This window comes from Herminiimonas contaminans, assembly GCF_015645465.1.
Lineage (GTDB): Bacteria > Pseudomonadota > Gammaproteobacteria > Burkholderiales > Burkholderiaceae_D > Oxalicibacterium > Oxalicibacterium contaminans.
Genome location: NZ_JADOEL010000001.1, coordinates 490,575 through 506,036 on the forward strand (window position 1 = coordinate 490,575; position 15,462 = coordinate 506,036).

The 15,462-nt window shown below is 54.2% G+C and carries 15 protein-coding genes and 1 tRNA gene; 10 read left to right on the top strand and 6 right to left on the bottom strand.

What is annotated here, in order from left to right:
• Nucleotides 1–4: 4 nt before the first annotated feature.
• Genes mutY through mutM form a run of 3 tightly spaced genes read right to left on the bottom strand, consistent with a single transcriptional unit; the run spans nt 5 to nt 3,986 of the window.
• Nucleotides 5–1,159, bottom strand: a complete 1,155-nt coding sequence (gene mutY, locus IXC47_RS02210; protein ID WP_195874555.1) for an A/G-specific adenine glycosylase — start codon at nt 1,157–1,159, stop codon at nt 5–7.
• Between the two features lie 6 nt (nt 1,160–1,165).
• Nucleotides 1,166–3,106: a dynamin family protein gene (locus tag IXC47_RS02215; RefSeq protein ID WP_195874556.1), complete on the bottom strand. Its 1,941-nt coding sequence runs from the start codon at nt 3,104–3,106 to the stop codon at nt 1,166–1,168.
• Between the two features lie 58 nt (nt 3,107–3,164).
• On the bottom strand, nt 3,165–3,986 hold the full coding sequence (gene mutM / locus IXC47_RS02220; protein ID WP_195874557.1) for a bifunctional DNA-formamidopyrimidine glycosylase/DNA-(apurinic or apyrimidinic site) lyase: 822 nt from the start codon (nt 3,984–3,986) through the stop codon (nt 3,165–3,167).
• Nucleotides 3,987–4,090: 104 nt separating this feature from the next.
• Between mutM and IXC47_RS02225 the strand changes: the two genes are divergently transcribed.
• From IXC47_RS02225 to IXC47_RS02270, 10 genes are all read left to right on the top strand, one after another.
• Nucleotides 4,091–5,884, top strand: a complete 1,794-nt coding sequence (locus IXC47_RS02225; protein WP_195874558.1) for a tetratricopeptide repeat protein — start codon at nt 4,091–4,093, stop codon at nt 5,882–5,884.
• A gap of 202 nt (nt 5,885–6,086) precedes the next feature.
• Nucleotides 6,087–6,707, top strand: a complete 621-nt coding sequence (gene lolB / locus IXC47_RS02230; protein ID WP_195874559.1) for a lipoprotein insertase outer membrane protein LolB — start codon at nt 6,087–6,089, stop codon at nt 6,705–6,707.
• 21 nt (nt 6,708–6,728) lie between these two features.
• Nucleotides 6,729–7,598: a 4-(cytidine 5'-diphospho)-2-C-methyl-D-erythritol kinase gene (gene ispE, locus IXC47_RS02235; protein ID WP_195874560.1), complete on the top strand. Its 870-nt coding sequence runs from the start codon at nt 6,729–6,731 to the stop codon at nt 7,596–7,598.
• A 70-nt stretch (nt 7,599–7,668) separates the two neighbouring features.
• A tRNA-Gln gene (locus IXC47_RS02240) sits at nt 7,669–7,745 on the top strand.
• Nucleotides 7,746–7,850: 105 nt separating this feature from the next.
• Entirely contained in the window at nt 7,851–8,801 is a 951-nt protein-coding gene (locus IXC47_RS02245; RefSeq protein WP_124574445.1) for a ribose-phosphate pyrophosphokinase, read from the top strand.
• A 162-nt stretch (nt 8,802–8,963) separates the two neighbouring features.
• Nucleotides 8,964–9,593 carry a 50S ribosomal protein L25/general stress protein Ctc gene (locus IXC47_RS02250; protein WP_175624869.1) on the top strand — a complete coding sequence of 210 codons (630 nt, stop codon included), beginning with the start codon at nt 8,964–8,966 and terminating at the stop codon, nt 9,591–9,593.
• A 151-nt stretch (nt 9,594–9,744) separates the two neighbouring features.
• The gene (gene pth, locus IXC47_RS02255) at nt 9,745–10,332 is read left to right on the top strand and encodes an aminoacyl-tRNA hydrolase (protein WP_175624868.1); all 588 of its coding nucleotides are present in this window, start codon (nt 9,745–9,747) and stop codon (nt 10,330–10,332) included.
• A 101-nt stretch (nt 10,333–10,433) separates the two neighbouring features.
• Complete coding sequence (ychF, locus tag IXC47_RS02260) at nt 10,434–11,525, top strand: redox-regulated ATPase YchF (RefSeq protein ID WP_124574442.1); 1,092 nt, start codon at nt 10,434–10,436, stop codon at nt 11,523–11,525.
• Nucleotides 11,526–11,598: 73 nt separating this feature from the next.
• Nucleotides 11,599–12,450 (top strand): MOSC domain-containing protein, encoded by an 852-nt coding sequence (locus IXC47_RS02265; protein WP_195874561.1) that lies wholly within the window; start codon nt 11,599–11,601, stop codon nt 12,448–12,450.
• A 102-nt stretch (nt 12,451–12,552) separates the two neighbouring features.
• A complete protein-coding gene (locus IXC47_RS02270; protein WP_195874562.1) occupies nt 12,553–13,644 on the top strand; it encodes a DUF484 family protein in 1,092 nt (363 codons plus the stop codon).
• 44 nt (nt 13,645–13,688) lie between these two features.
• Here IXC47_RS02270 and IXC47_RS02275 read toward each other — a convergent pair whose 3' ends face one another.
• The 3 genes from IXC47_RS02275 to rsmD all read right to left on the bottom strand — a co-directional run bounded on the left by IXC47_RS02275 (nt 13,689) and on the right by rsmD (nt 15,398).
• Nucleotides 13,689–13,952, bottom strand: a complete 264-nt coding sequence (locus tag IXC47_RS02275; protein WP_195874563.1) for a YfhL family 4Fe-4S dicluster ferredoxin — start codon at nt 13,950–13,952, stop codon at nt 13,689–13,691.
• A 155-nt stretch (nt 13,953–14,107) separates the two neighbouring features.
• Nucleotides 14,108–14,593 (bottom strand): pantetheine-phosphate adenylyltransferase, encoded by a 486-nt coding sequence (gene coaD, locus IXC47_RS02280; protein WP_175624864.1) that lies wholly within the window; start codon nt 14,591–14,593, stop codon nt 14,108–14,110.
• 145 nt (nt 14,594–14,738) lie between these two features.
• A complete protein-coding gene (gene rsmD / locus IXC47_RS02285) occupies nt 14,739–15,398 on the bottom strand; it encodes a 16S rRNA (guanine(966)-N(2))-methyltransferase RsmD (RefSeq protein ID WP_175624863.1) in 660 nt (219 codons plus the stop codon).
• Nucleotides 15,399–15,462: the final 64 nt, after the last annotated feature.

A 15,462-nucleotide genomic window follows, 5' to 3' on the forward strand; every position in this document is an offset into this window, starting at 1 on the left:
GCAGTTACTGCGTCAGCAAATCCGGCTCGCGAAATACCGTCAGCAATAATTTTTTGACGGGCGCAGGCAAAGGCGCATCAGCCATTCTTGCAATCGGATACCAGCCGTATGCATCCTCTCCCGCGCGCTGCAGGCGACGCTTCAAAGCGATGTGATACGGCGTTATATGCAGTTTGAAATGCGTGAATACATGCGTAAACATCTGCAACTCTTCCTGCCCGGCGGCGACACCGAAACGAGCCACCGCTTGCGCCAGCGCCGCATCGAATCCGGCCTCGTCTGCCGTCACAGCAATCTCCGGCAACGATAACAAACCGCCCCATATGCCCTTATCCGGGCGCTGTTCCAGTAAGATCTCATCCTTATCAACGATGAGCAACATGATCGTTTGTTTTTCCGGTACGGCCTTTTTAGGTTTGCGCACCGGCAGTTCATTGGTACGACCAGTCGCATAAGCGACGCAGCGGTGCGCCAGCGGACAACGCTGGCAGGAAGGACGATTGCGGGTGCACAGCGTCGCGCCCAGATCCATCAAACCTTGCGTGTAAGCTTCCACACCGCTCTCAGGCAACAGAGCAACCGCACGCAACCACAATCCATTTTCGACAGCCTTTTCACCTGGATAGCGCTCCACACCAAACACGCGCGCAAAGACGCGTTTGACGTTGCCGTCGAGGATGGCGGCGCGGGTGCCGTAGGAAAATGCAGAGATGGCGGCGGCAGTGGAACGACCTATGCCGGGCAATTGCTCCAGCAACTCCGGATCACTGGGGAATACGCCACCGTACTCTGCGACTATCGTCTGCGCGCACTTATGCAAATTACGCGCGCGCGAGTAATAGCCCAGTCCGCTCCAGTGCGCCATCACTTCTTCAGACGGCGCTGCCGCCAGTGAAGCAACGGTAGGGAAAGATTCGAGGAAGCGCAAGTAGTAAGGAATCACTGCGGCGACCTGGGTCTGCTGCAGCATGATTTCCGAGAGCCAGACGCGATACGCGTCGCGCGTGTTTTGCCACGGCAAGGCATGGCGTCCATGCTGCTTTTGCCAAGTGATCACATCAGCAGAGAACGACGGGTCGGCTAATGCCTCGACATTAGCCTTGGAAGATTGAGCCGAAGGAACTGCCTTGCTGCGGGTATCACTGACTACACGTTTCATCTAAATTCAGGCCGCCGCTTTATAGGAATCCAGCTGCGCCATGATCGCAGTCTTCAATTCATTTTCCAGGCGCGTCAACAGGGCGCGCTGGGTATCCAGCTCAAATTGCATTTGTTCGAAAGCGAGCACTTTTTCTTCCAGGCTGTCGGTCGCCAAATGGATTTTTTCTATCGACTTTTTGCGCCGCTTCAGTTGTATCTTGTGCTCACCGATTTGTGCTTCCAGCGGTGCCATCACCACTTTCAGCCACGCTTCGACATCGCGATTGGCTTGCAGGAAACTTTGTTTGACGCGTGACGCGATCGAATCAAAGAACTTCTGCATCAGCACGACTTGCGGCGTGGTCAGGATGGTAGCTGCACCAAATTGCTTGTGGTACAGCTGTTCTATCATCACGATTTCCTTGCTGTACTTATCCAGCGAAAACGGCATAGGCGTCGATAAGGCCAGACCGTGTTCGGTGGAAAACTTGCGGTACATGACGGACATCATTTCGCCTATCTCGTCGGTCTTGGCGGCTGATGCTTCGAGACTGTCCAGCGCTTCCTGGAAGAATTCTTTTACCGCCTGCCGCAAGCCGGAAGAAAACTTGCTGCGCTCCATCGCATCGCGTGTCTTGTTGATATTGTCTTTCAGGACACCCATGCCGAGATGCGTAAACACTTCTGTCGACAGGCGTGCGAATACCGAGCGCGTTGCCTGCAACTTGAACAGGCTGCCATCGAATTCCATCTTTTCCATATCGATGCGCTTCATCATGTGCTGCAGGATAGTTTGATTCTTGCCACGCAAGCTTTTGAGCTCTATCAATTGTTCGACCACATTGCGCACCCGCGATGACAACAAGGCTTGCTTGGCCGAAGTCAGCTCATTTACTTCCGCCATCAACTGGGTGCGGATAATGTCTTGCTTGGCTGGCAGCAGTTCACTGGACAGCGCGCTTTCCAGCGCTGGCAAACGGCTCTTCGCCAGCAACGGCGCATCGCGATTGATTTTTCCGACCAGGCCTTTTTGCGCAGAGACCGGGAAGACCTGACGCTCCGACAACTCCAGCGTTTGCGCCACGTTGGCATGCTGCATGCGGATTTGCTGCTCGACTTCTGTCGGGCTGCGCAATTCATCCCACATGCTGTCTATCTTATTCAGCACCACCAGACGCCCCGCACCGCTACCGCCTATGTGATTGCGCCAGATGTCGATATCGCTCTTGGTCACGCCGGTATCAGCTGCCAATATGAATAGCACTGCATGTGCATTCGGGATCAGGTTCAGCGTCAGCTCAGGTTCGGTACCTATCGCATTCAGACCCGGTGTATCGATAATCACCAGGCCTTGCTGCAACAAAGGATGCGGGAAGTTGACGATGGCATGCCGCCATTGTGAAATTTCGACCATGCCATCATCACCCACGGCGACGACCATATCGAGATCGGTTTCATCATAGAGACCATAGCGTGTCGCTTCTTCTATCGGCACACGCTTGGTCAGGCTGACTTGTTTGAAGGCTTCCAGCATGCCATCCGCGGACGAAGTATCGAGCGGCAGCACCGTCCATACCTGGCTCTGCGACTTGAAATCACTGGTTGATTGCGCTTGTGCACGTGTCTCTATTGGCAGCAGACGTATCGACGGCGGAAAGGTTTCGTCGTACATCAGTTCGGTCGGACACATGGTGGTACGACCAGCCGAGGTTGGCAAAATACGCTGACCATAATCGGCAAAAAAGATCGCATTGATCAATTCCGATTTGCCACGCGAAAATTCGGCGACAAAAGCGATCGATAATTTATCTTCGTTCAGACGCGCCAGAGTTTGCAGGAAACGCTGGTCGCTGGCAGCATCAGCCAGGTCACCCGCGCTCACGCAATCGCGATAACGCTCCAGCGCAAGTTTGACGTCATTGCGCCAGCCGCTGTATTCCTGAAACTTTTGCACCAGATTACTCACGTAAGCCTCTTTTATTCGGTTTAAACCCTGCATCCCAGAGCGACACTAGCACCGCTGCCTACTTTTGACAATTTGGACAGTAAAAGGTCGAACGCTGACCCTGCACGATCTGGCGTATCGGCGTCTTGCAAATACGGCAAGGTTCGCCTGCGCGCGCATAGGTAAAGTAATTCTGCTGGAAGTAGCCGGACTGACCGTTAACACCTATAAAGTCTTTCAGCGTACTGCCACCCTGCTCTATTGCAGCAGCCAGTATCTGCCGTATTGCCTCCGCCAACCGCTCATAGCGCGCCAGCCCGATACGGTGCGCAGGCGTACGCGGATTGATACGCGCCTGGAACAAACTCTCGGACGCGTAGATATTCCCGACGCCGACGACGATGTCGCCCGCCAGCAACACTTGCTTGATGGCAGAGCTGCGCTTGCGCGTTTGCTGGTACAGCCATTGCGCACTGAATCCCGCTTCCAGTGGTTCGACGCCCAGTGTACGCAACAGTAAATGATTTTCTATCGAGCCTTCTTCCGCGGCATGCCACAGCACTGCACCAAAACGGCGAGGGTCGCTCAGACGTAATAACTGGCTGCCGGTTTCCAGATCAAAATGATCATGCTTCTTCGGCGGCACGTCGGATGGCAGGATGCGCAAATGTCCGGACATGCCCAAATGGATGATCAGCGTGCCATGGTCAAAATTGAGCAGCAGATATTTGCCGCGGCGTCCGGTGCTGCGTACCGTATGCCCGACCAGGGTCTGCGCCAGGGCGGCAGGAAATGGCCAGCGCAAACCGGTATGACGCAAGGCCACGCCCGTGACGACTTGCCCTTCCAGATGCGGCGCTACACCGCGACGCGTTACTTCGACTTCAGGTAATTCAGGCATGGGAACTGCGATTTCCTGGATGATTTAAACGATGCTACCAAGGTAGCGCATTGCCGGGCGGTTGAGCGTAGAATAAAACCTCGCTCGATTTGCATGGACTTCAATTGAAAAATGCCCTTGTCATTGTAACGCTGTCTACCCTGTTCGCGGCTGGTGGCTATGCCCAGGCCCAACCACAGGCACCCGACACCTCCGCTGCGGCAACCCAGGAAAGCCCGACTCCGGTCACGGCCAAACCTGCCGGCAACAAAAAAGTAGCCACGGGCAAAGCGGATGAATCCCTGCCTTCAGTTCAGCTTACCGCACCGTTGCTGTATAAATTATTGCGCGCCGAACTGGCCTACCAGCGCGGCGACTGGCAGTTGGCATATGTTTCCAACCTGGTTGCAGCACAAGAAACCCGCGATCCGCGCCTGGCACGACGTGCGGCGGAAATTGCCCTGAACGCCAAACAGGTAAGTGAAGCGCTGTCCGCGGTACGCCTGTGGCATGAGCTGGCACCGGCTTCGGACGAAGCCAACCAGTTTTACCTCGGTCTGATTGTTCTTGGCGACAACCTGAAAGAAGCGCGCCCTATCTTTATTGAACGCTTGCGTCAGGCCACACCGCAAGGACGCGGCTTGCTAATCCTGCAAATCCAGCGCCTGCTGGCCAACACCAAGGATAAAGCCGCAGCATTTGCACTGCTGGAAGAAGTTACCGCGCCATATCAGGATCTGGTCGAAACCCACCTTGCATTGGCACAAGCAGCCTTCATCAAGAATGACATTGCGCGCGCCAACAGCGAAGCGCAGATTGCATTGAAAATCAAACCGGACCTGGAACTCGCAGTACTGATGGTCGCGCAATCGACACGGGAGCGCAGCCAGGCACTGCAAATCCTGGCCGACTTCCTGAAAGCCAATCCGAAATCCCGCGAAGTGCGCGTTGCTTACGCAAAGATCCTGATCGATGACAAACAATACGATCAGGCACGTGAGCAATTCGAAGTGCTGCTGAAGGAAGACCCGAAAGACCTGACCATCCTGTATGCGATGGGCATACTCGGCGCGCAGACCAATGACATTCCCATGGCGGAAAAATATCTGGGCGCTTATCTGCAGGCACTGGAAGACAACCCCGACGAAAGCCGTGATCCGGTGCAAGCCTTGCTGATCATGTCGCAGATTGCCGAAGATAGAAAAGACTATCCGGCCGCACTGAAATGGCTGGCACAGGTAGAACCCGGCCCAGCCTACATGGCAGCGCAAATCAGAAGCGCGCAATTAATGGCTATCGGTGGCGACCTGAATGGCGCACGCAATTTGCTCAGCCACCTGAAGCCACAAGGCCAGCGCGAACAAATCCAGGTCATCGTCGCCGATGCGCAATTGCTGCGCGACGCCAATCGTGTACCGGAAGCGATGACGGTACTTAGCAATGGTTTGAAACGCTATCCGGACGATACCGGGCTGCTGTACGACTATGCGATGCTGGCTGAAAAAGCCAACAAGATGGATGTAATGGAAACCGCATTGCGCAAAATCATCCGCCTCGCACCAGACAATCAGCACGCCTACAACGCACTTGGCTATTCCTTTGCCGATCGCAATATCCATTTGCAGGAAGCACTGGCGTTGATAGAAAAAGCCATGAAGATAGCCCCCGAAGATCCATTCATCATGGATAGCATGGGCTGGGTGCAATTCCGTCTCGGTCGCCTGAATGAAGCGGAACGCTATCTGCGACGCGCTTACGCAATACGTCCTGACGTAGAAATCGGCGTGCACCTCGGTGAGGTGCTGTGGGTCAAAGGCCAGAAAGCCGATGCACAACAATTGTGGCGCGATGCCAATCAGAAAGATCCACAGAGCGATTTATTGAAAAGCACACTGGCACGCCTGCGCGCTCAATTATGATGTGAACGGTTGGACAGTCCTTGCTGTCCAACCGTCCGTTACAACTGTTAATTACAGTTGTCGGTTCGCAAGCCCTGCCGCTACGGACCTGTCTGCAATCGATGCTGTTTCTTGCTTCATCGCGCAGTAACAGCATCATTCATTTCATCTCTCATGCTTCAGCCTTGCTTAAGGCTGACCAACAGATACAAAATCATTGCCTATGCCGCGTAAACTGACCGCCATCCTCATCATGTCCACCGCCTTGCTCGGCGCTTGTGCCAGCATTGCACCGCCTACTGAAACAACCAGTGAGCAAGCTGGCACCGCGCGCAAGTATCAGGAAGCCATTACGCTGGCTGGTCGTTTGTCCGTGCAATATCAAAAAGACGATAAGGATGAGGCAATACACGGCAGCTTCACCTGGAAACAAAACCGGGATCGCAGCTCTATCGCCATCCTGTCGCCGCTCGGCCAGATACTGGCAACAATAGAAGTAACACCTGATAACGCAACGCTGATCCAGTCGGGACAGCCACCACGCAGCGCCGCTGATGTCGATCTGCTGGTAACGCAAACACTGGGATGGCCATTGCCGGTTTCCGGCTTGCGCAGCTGGCTGCAGGGCTTTGCCAACGACAGCAGTAACAAGGCATACATCGCGTCAGCAAGCCGCAATAAAGTCACCACCCGCGACGGCTGGCATATCCAGTACCCGACCTGGGAAAGTGATCAGCAAACACCGCCGCAAGAACGCCCAAAACGCATAGACCTGGAACGCCAGACCGAGCAGGCTGGCAAGGTAGCGATACGTATCGTGCTCGATAGCTGGCAAACTCCCTGATTTCATCGCACGCACCATTCCATGACGCTCACACTTAATAATTGCCCGGCACCGGCAAAACTGAATTTATTTCTGCATGTCACCGGGCGACGCGCAGATGGCTACCACTTGCTGCAAAGCGTATTCCAGCTGATAGATCGCGGCGACGTACTGCACTTCGCGACACGTGATGATGCGCACATCAGGCGCAGTACCGAACTCGCTGGCGTACCTGAAGAAAGCGATTTGATCGTGCGCGCAGCAAAATTATTGCAAACCGCAGCAGCACAGAAAAATCCGAATAAAAACTTCGGCGCCGATATCGCCATCGAAAAAAACCTGCCCATGGGCGGCGGCCTCGGCGGCGGCTCTTCCGATGCAGCCACTACCCTGCTGGCGCTTAATCATTTGTGGCAAGTCGGCCTGACACGCGCAGAATTAATGGCCTTGGGCCTGCAGCTGGGTGCCGATGTACCGTTTTTTATCTTTGGCCAAAATGCGTTTGCAGAGGGCATAGGCGAGGCTTTAGTCGCGGTAAAAACGCCGGATCGCTGGTTTGTCGTCATCGAACCGGGAGTTTCTGTACCAACCCAGAAGATATTTTCATCAAGTGAATTGACACGGGATACGAAACCCGTCAAAATATCGGACTTTTCCGGAGCTCAAGATTGCTTCGGTAAAAACGACCTGCAAGTCGTGGCTGAAAAATTGTTTCCACCTGTTGCCGAAGCCATCAAATGGCTGAGACAATACGGAGATGCAAGAATGACAGGATCCGGCGCTTGTGTGTTTTGCCCGTTTGAGCAAGAACAGCAAGCCGATGCAGTACTGGCAACAGTACCGACACACTGGAAAGCCTGGAAAGCCAAAGCGATCAAGCATCATCCGCTCGCTTATTTGCAGCAGTCGTGACACCAGATTAGTTTGACGCAGCATCCGCCGCTTTGATAGCGAAGATGCAACGGCAAACACAAGGTTGCGTAGGGGAATCGCCAAGTTGGTTAAGGCACTGGATTTTGATTCCAGCATTCGAAGGTTCGAATCCTTCTTCCCCTGCCATTACATTCAAGAGTAAGTGACATACAAGCAAGCCGCCAACACAAGACACCATCGTCGAGTTTTGGCGGCTTTCCACCTTTCTAACGACTGCAAGCAGAGATTTCCATGGCACTCGAAAACCTAATGGTTTTTACCGGTAACGCAAATCCGGATCTGGCTTTGGGCGTTGCCAAGCAACTCGGCCTCCCGCTCGGCAAAGCTGTTGTTTCCAAATTTTCCGATGGCGAAATCGTTGTTGAAATCAACGAGAACGTACGCGGCAAAGACGTATTTGTATTGCAATCGACCTGCGCGCCGACCAATGACAACCTGATGGAAATCATGTTGATGGTAGACGCACTGAAACGTGCATCGGCCGGCCGTATCACCGCCGCCATCCCTTACTACGGTTATGCACGCCAGGATCGCCGCCCACGCTCGGCGCGTGTTGCGATTTCGGCCAAGGTCGTTGCCAATATGTTGCAGGAAGCTGGCGTTGAACGCGTACTGATCATGGATCTGCACGCTGATCAAATCCAGGGCTTCTTCGACATTCCGGTTGATAACATTTACGCATCCCCGATTTTGTTGCGTGACCTGGTTACCAAGAATCACGAAGACCTGCTGGTCGTTTCCCCGGACGTCGGTGGCGTAGTTCGCGCCCGCGCCCTGGCAAAACGCCTGAACTGCGATCTGGCCATCATCGACAAACGCCGCCCTAAAGCGAACGTTTCCGAAGTGATGAACATCATCGGTGAAGTCGAAGGCCGCAACTGCGTGATCATGGATGACATGGTCGACACCGCAGGCACCCTGACCAAGGCAGCAGAAGTATTGAAAGAACGCGGCGCGAAGAAAGTTATCGCTTACTGTACGCACCCGGTCCTGTCCGGTCCTGCGATTGAGCGCATCACCACCTCCCCGCTGGATGAACTGGTCGTCACCGACACCATCCCGCTGACAGAAGCTGCTCGTGCCTGTCCAAAAATTCGCGTGCTGTCCTGCGCTGAATTGCTGGCAGAAACCTTCAAGCGCATCAGCACCGGTGATTCCGTGATGTCGATGTTTGCCGACTAAGAACGTTTAAGCTGTGTCGCAAGACACAGGCAGGATGTCAGCGCTGCGTTTCATGCTGATATCCGAAACTGGGGCAGGTTCACTGCCCGCTTTTAAAATCCCCTGGTCGCGGGGGATTTAACCGCAGGATGATTTTTCATCCCGCATATTTGGAGTTTCATCATGAAAGTAATCGCATTTGCACGCAAAGATCTGGGGACCGGAGCGAGCCGCCGCCAGCGCAATGCAGGCCTGACCCCTGGTATCGTCTACGGCGGTACCGCAGCACCAGTAAATATCTCGCTCGACCACAATGCTCTGTACCATGCATTGAAAAAAGAAGCTTTCCACTCGTCGATCCTCGACCTGGAAGTAGATGGCAAAGTAGAACAAGTTCTGTTGCGCGACTTCCAAGTCCACGCATACAAACAACTCGTTTTGCACGCTGACTTCCAACGCGTCGATGCTAAACAAAAGATCCACGTAAAAGTGCCTCTGCACTTCGTCAATGCAGAAATCTCGCCAGCAGTTAAACTGCACGGCGGCATCATCAGCCACGTTGCTACCGAACTGGACGTCTCCTGCTTGCCAGGCGCATTGCCAGAATTCGTTGAAATCGACCTGGCTAAGCTGGACGTTGGTCACTCGATCCACCTCGCTGACATCAAACTGCCTAAAGGCGTTTCTGCAGTGATCCACGGTGGTGAAGACAACCCAACTATCGCTACCGCTTCGGTTCCAGCCGGTAAAGTCGAAGCAGAAGCTGACGCTGCTGCCGCAGCAGCTGCTCCAGCAGCTGACGACAAGAAGTAATCAGTAAATTTTTGTCCGGCTTAGGTCGGACAATGAAAAACCCGTCCTTGTGGCGGGTTTTTTTACGCTTGTTTTGCACGCCTGTACTCAATAAAGCGGACACAAGCAGGCTACATCCCCGATAATCAGGTTTTCCAATTTTCACGACGCCATGCCTATACGTCTTATCGTCGGTCTCGGCAATCCCGGCCAGGAATACGAACAAACTCGCCACAACGCCGGCTTCTGGCTGGTCGATCAATTGGCGCGCAATACGCCGCGCTGCACTTTGTCGCGTGTAAGCAAATACAATGCGCTCGCCGCCAAAACCGTGATCGCTGGCCAGGAAGTCTGGTTGCTGGAACCACAGACCTTTATGAACCGTTCCGGCCAGTCAGTCGGCGCGCTCGCCCGCTTCTACAAAATCCAACCGGATGAAGTCCTGGTCGCACATGATGAACTGGACCTGCCACCAGGCGTCGCCAAACTCAAAAAAGGTGGCTCGTCAGGCGGACATAATGGCCTGAAAGACATCACCGCCGCGCTCGGAACGCAGGATTACTGGCGCTTGCGCATAGGCATAGGCCATCCGCGCACCCTCAACCTGCAGCAAGCCGTGGTCGACTTCGTACTGCACCGCCCACGCAAGGAAGAACAGCCGCTGATCGATGAAGCCATCGCCAAAAGCCTGGATATCATCCCCATGCTGTGCGAAGGCAAATTCGAAGCCGCCACCATGCAACTGCATACCAACAAGTAAGTCCGCAACACCCCATCCGGCACAGCAAGTCTTAAATACCGGCAAGCGGTGCCGGTACGGTAAAATAGCGGGTTAATTCACATCTCAGCAAAGCACATATCATGAGTCTCAAATGCGGCATCGTCGGCCTGCCTAACGTCGGCAAATCCACCCTTTTCAATGCCCTCACGAAAGCCGGCATCCCTGCTGAGAACTATCCGTTCTGCACCATCGAGCCTAACGTCGGCATGGTTGAAGTACCTGACCCGCGCCTGCAGGCTCTGGCTGAAATCGTGAAACCTGAACGCATCCTCCCTGCCACCGTCGAATTCGTCGACATCGCGGGCCTGGTAGCGGGCGCATCCAAAGGCGAAGGCCTGGGCAATCAATTCCTCGCGCACATTCGCGAAACCGATGCCATCGTCAACGTCGTCCGCTGCTTTGAAGACGACAATGTGATCCACGTCGCAGGCAAAATCAATCCACTCGACGATATCGAAGTCATCCAGACCGAACTGGCACTGGCCGACATGGGCACCGTAGAAAAAGCAATCCATCGCGAAAACAAAAAAGCACGCTCCGGCGACAAAGATGCGTCCAAACTGGTCGCACTGCTGGAACGCATCATGCCGCACCTGGACGAAGCCAAACCAGTACGCGCCATGGGCCTGGATAAGGAAGAAATGGAATTGATCAAGCCGCTGTGCCTGATCACTGCCAAACCTGCAATGTACGTCGGTAACGTGTCGGATTCCGGCTTCACCGACAATCCGCTGCTGGATGCACTGACTGCCTATGCCAAATCGCAGAACGCACCAGTCGTCGCGATTTGCGCTGCCATCGAATCCGAAATCGCTGATCTGGATGAAGCAGACAAAAAAGAATTCCTGGCCGACATGGGCATGGAAGAACCTGGTTTGGATCGCCTGATCCGCGCTGGCTTCAAACTGCTGGGCTTGCAAAGCTACTTCACCGCAGGTGTAAAGGAAGTACGCGCCTGGACCATCCCGGTCGGTGCTACCGCACCGCAAGCTGCGGGTGTCATTCACACCGATTTCGAACGCGGCTTCATCCGCGCACAAACCATTTCCTACGAAGACTACATCACCTACAAGGGTGAAAACGGTGCGAAGGAAGCTGGAAAAATGCGCGCTGAAGGCAAGGAATACATCGTCAAGGATGGCGATGTGCTGAACTTCCTGTTCAACGTTTAATCGGTCTATCCAGATAAGGCATCGCTCCTGATACGGGGCGATGCGCATACTCTACAAACGAAAAACCTGCGCCATGCCTATCCTCACCGAACTCAATCTCTACCCCATCAAATCCTGCGCAGGTATTTCATTGCGCGAAGCAACGCTCACAGAAGCAGGTTTGATGAGCGAACAGATTTATGACCGTGAATGGATGATCGTCGATGAAAACGGCGATGCACTGACGCAGCGTGAATACCCAAAGATGGCCTTGATCGCGCCACGCATCAAGGCCGATACGCTGGAGCTGCGTGCACCCGGCATGCTGCGCCTGGAAGTACCGCTCGGCCTGCCTGATCCGGAAGATGAAAAACGCATACGCGTGCAAGTCTGGGATGACCAGGTCGAAGCCTACGATTGCGATGACACCACCGCTCTGTGGTTCTCGAATGCGCTCGGTGTGAAATGCCGCCTGGTACGTTTTCATCCGGATGCGACACGTTACTCAAGCAAAAAATGGACGGCCGACGCCGAAGTACCAGTGCTCTTCTCCGACGGTTACCCGATGCTGGTCATAGGCACAGGTTCACTCGAAGACCTGAATGAAAAGCTGGTCGCACAAGGCCGCAGCCCGGTACCGATGAACCGCTTCCGTCCTAACCTGGTGTTCAGCGACATCGCGCCGTTTGAAGAAGACCTGGCCGAGGTTTATCAATTCGCCGGTGCTGCCCTGAAACCAGTCAAACCTTGTCCACGCTGCCCATTACCATCGGTCGATCAGGCCACCGGTGAATTCGGGCCGGATCCGCTGGATATCCTCGGCACTTACCGCGCCAATCCCAAGGTTGATGGCAGCATCACTTTCGGCATGAATGCGGTCGTGCTCAACGGCACAGGGACTGTCTTGCGCGTCGGGCAAAACGTGAGCGTCGATCCGGTTTTCTGATCCGCACAAAAATTGCTATAAAGTAAGCATCAAGGTAGTATGCAGCACGCTGTTACTACCTCCTTATTAGCACTACCCTACTGCCGCCCTGACCTGACATCGATGTCTAACAAGCTGGTTACTGAAAATTCGCAGTTGCGCACCCAGCTGAAACTGTTGCTGGAGCAGGCGCATCGTAATCAGCAAATCATGCAGCGCTATCAGGAATTCGACCTGAAGTTCATAGGCGCGAACACCTTCCAGGAATTGATAGACAGCGTCTTTGACACGCTGACCGAAGCGTCGGAGCTGGATGTCATCACGCTCACACTGATCGATCCTGCCGCTGAAATCCGCCGCATCCTGAGCGACTTGCGCATCGATATCAGCGACTATCCTAACCTGCTCTTCGTCGAAGAAAAGGATGGCGCCAATGAAATCGCGCTTCCGATGCGCAGGCCTACTTTAGGCTCATACAACACTACGCAGCACCGTCGCCTGTTTCCGGATACGGTGCTGAAACCAGCCAGCGTCGCGATCCTGCCGCTGATACGACGTAATACGCTGATAGGCTGGCTCAGCCTCGGCAGCCTTGATCCGACCCGCTTCACTGCGAATATGGCGAGTGATTTTTTGCAGCATCGCGCTTCCATCGTCGCCATCTGCGTAGAAAACGTCGTCAATAACGAGCGCCTGCAACACATAGGCCTGACCGACCCGCTAACCGGCGTCAACAATCGGCGCTATGTGGAACGACGCTTGCTGGAAGAAGTAGGTCGCACACAAAGGCATGGTTACGCCTTATCCGCCATGTATATCGACCTCGATCACTTCAAGAAAGTGAACGATAACTTCGGACATCAGGGTGGTGACGAAGTCTTGTGCGAGGTGGCGAATCGCATCAAGGCTGAATTGCGCCTGAGTGACGCACTCGGCCGTTTCGGTGGCGAGGAATTTGTTGTGCTGTTGATAGATGCATCGCTGGATGCGTCGCTGGTGGTAGCGGAGCGCATACGCGCCAGTGTGAACGGACGCCCTATCGTACTCAACAGCGGCGAAGAACTGCAGGCCACCGTCTCGATAGGCGTGGCCAGTGTAAATACGGCAGACAAACAGGAAAGCGGCACCGTTGCCCAGCAATTGCTCGCCAAGGCCGATCTGGCGCTGTATCAGGCCAAGAAAGCCGGACGCAATAAAGTCATGAGTGCAGATTGAACCAGCAGGCATAAAAAAGGGACCATCTGGTCCCTTTGCTTTTATCAGGTAGCGGTTTTAAGTTCTGCCTGCAAACGTTCATATTTGGCCTGCAACTTTTCCTTGCTCTCGCGCCATTCCGGATTGAACGGAATACAGCTGACCGGGCAAACCTGCTGGCATTGCGGCTCATCAAAGTGGCCGACGCACTCAGTACATTTGGTCGGATCGATCTCGTAGATCTCCTGCCCCATGTATATCGCGTCGTTCGGGCACTCAGGCTCGCATACGTCGCAGTTGATGCATTCGTCCGTAATTAGCAGCGCCATGGTAAATCTCTCTGAACAAGCGCATGCAAAGCATCAGGACGAATACAGCAAACGCTTGCAAGCATTTGCTGCGATGAGTGGCGCAAGGCAGTGCCTTGCGAATTCCCGCTCAACGTATCAGTAATCAGCAGAGCCATAACAAACTTAATTCCTGATTAACGCTGTGCCGCGATTTTCTCTTTCAGCCATTTATCGACCGACGGGAAAACAAACTTCGACACATCACCGCCCAGAGTGGCGATCTCACGCACTATCGTACCAGAGATGAACTGATACTGATCCGACGGGGTCAGGAACAGGGTTTCCACGTCTGGCAGCAGGTAGCGATTCATGCCTGCCATCTGGAATTCATATTCAAAGTCAGAGACCGCGCGCAGACCACGCACAATCACACGCGCATCATGACGGCGCACAAAATCTTTCAGCAAACCGGAAAAACTTTCCACATGCACATTCGGATAGTGGCCGAGGACTTCATTCGAAATCGTCAGGCGCTCTTCGAGCGAAAAGAAAGGCTTTTTGTTGCGGCTGTCGGCAACACCGACGATCAATTTATCGAACAGACCTGAAGCACGACGCACCAGGTCTTCATGACCGCGCGTCAGTGGATCGAATGTTCCAGGATAGATGGCTGTAACCATTTTGGCTCCGTAGGGTGGCTTGGTTCTCAGCTCGCGGAAAGCACGCGGCGCATGCGCCGGATGAGTAGCAAAGAGTGATGTTTTGCTGCTAGTTTCTACACAACGCACCAGGGCGTTATGGACACCGCAAATAACTGAAAGCGCATTATGCCTGAACTTCAGGCAATTTTTTTGATTGCAAAAGATGGTAAAAGACCATGCCGGCGTTATCTGCCCGCACTATCTCCCAATCTGCCAGCCATGCTGGCGGCGTATCCGTGACCAAGGATTCCTCGGATTCGACGTAAACCATGCCGTCTTTAGCCAGCAATTGCGCACAGCCAGGCAGCATTTTTTCCAGCCAGTTTTGATGGTAAGGCGGATCCAGGAAGATCAGGTCGAATTTGGCGGCATTGCGCGCCATGCCTTGCGTTGCCATTAATGCATCGCCACGTACTATGCTGAGCTGTTCGGCACGCAGTTTTTCCTTGCTTGCTTCCAGTTGTCGTACCGCGGGGGTATGCATTTCCACCATGACAACTTGTGCCGCACCGCGACTGGCTGCTTCAAACCCGAGTACGCCCGTGCCGGCAAACAAATCCAGGCACCTCATGCGACTCCAGCCGCCGTCTATCAGGTGATTAATCCAGTTGAACACTGTTTCCCGCACGCGATCCGGCGTCGGGCGCAAGCCCTCTACGTCCAATACCGGCAGGGGCGTACGTTTCCACTGACCGCCTATGATGCGCACCTGGTGCGTCATGCTCGGGCGTGGCTTGTGCACAGGTTTTTTAGGTGCTGGTTTGGAACTAGGTTTCTTGGGCATGGCGGGCAGCGGCTGACGGCATCAGCCGCGGAAAAGTATTTGCAGCGTGGATTGTAATGAGTAC

What these genes read in the sequence shown, in the direction of transcription:
- IXC47_RS02265 (WP_195874561.1), top strand. Translation starts at nt 11,599, where the DNA reads ATGCCTATCCTCACCGAACTCAATCTCTACCCCATCAAATCCTGCGCA.
- coaD (WP_175624864.1), bottom strand. Translation starts at nt 14,593, where the DNA reads ATGGTTACAGCCATCTATCCTGGAACATTCGATCCACTGACGCGCGGT.
- ispE (WP_195874560.1), top strand. Translation starts at nt 6,729, where the DNA reads ATGACGCTCACACTTAATAATTGCCCGGCACCGGCAAAACTGAATTTA.
- IXC47_RS02245 (WP_124574445.1), top strand. Translation starts at nt 7,851, where the DNA reads ATGGCACTCGAAAACCTAATGGTTTTTACCGGTAACGCAAATCCGGAT.
- rsmD (WP_175624863.1), bottom strand. Translation starts at nt 15,398, where the DNA reads ATGCCCAAGAAACCTAGTTCCAAACCAGCACCTAAAAAACCTGTGCAC.
- lolB (WP_195874559.1), top strand. Translation starts at nt 6,087, where the DNA reads ATGCCGCGTAAACTGACCGCCATCCTCATCATGTCCACCGCCTTGCTC.
- IXC47_RS02250 (WP_175624869.1), top strand. Translation starts at nt 8,964, where the DNA reads ATGAAAGTAATCGCATTTGCACGCAAAGATCTGGGGACCGGAGCGAGC.
- mutY (WP_195874555.1), bottom strand. Translation starts at nt 1,159, where the DNA reads ATGAAACGTGTAGTCAGTGATACCCGCAGCAAGGCAGTTCCTTCGGCT.
- IXC47_RS02275 (WP_195874563.1), bottom strand. Translation starts at nt 13,952, where the DNA reads ATGGCGCTGCTAATTACGGACGAATGCATCAACTGCGACGTATGCGAG.
- ychF (WP_124574442.1), top strand. Translation starts at nt 10,434, where the DNA reads ATGAGTCTCAAATGCGGCATCGTCGGCCTGCCTAACGTCGGCAAATCC.
- mutM (WP_195874557.1), bottom strand. Translation starts at nt 3,986, where the DNA reads ATGCCTGAATTACCTGAAGTCGAAGTAACGCGTCGCGGTGTAGCGCCG.
- IXC47_RS02270 (WP_195874562.1), top strand. Translation starts at nt 12,553, where the DNA reads ATGTCTAACAAGCTGGTTACTGAAAATTCGCAGTTGCGCACCCAGCTG.
- pth (WP_175624868.1), top strand. Translation starts at nt 9,745, where the DNA reads ATGCCTATACGTCTTATCGTCGGTCTCGGCAATCCCGGCCAGGAATAC.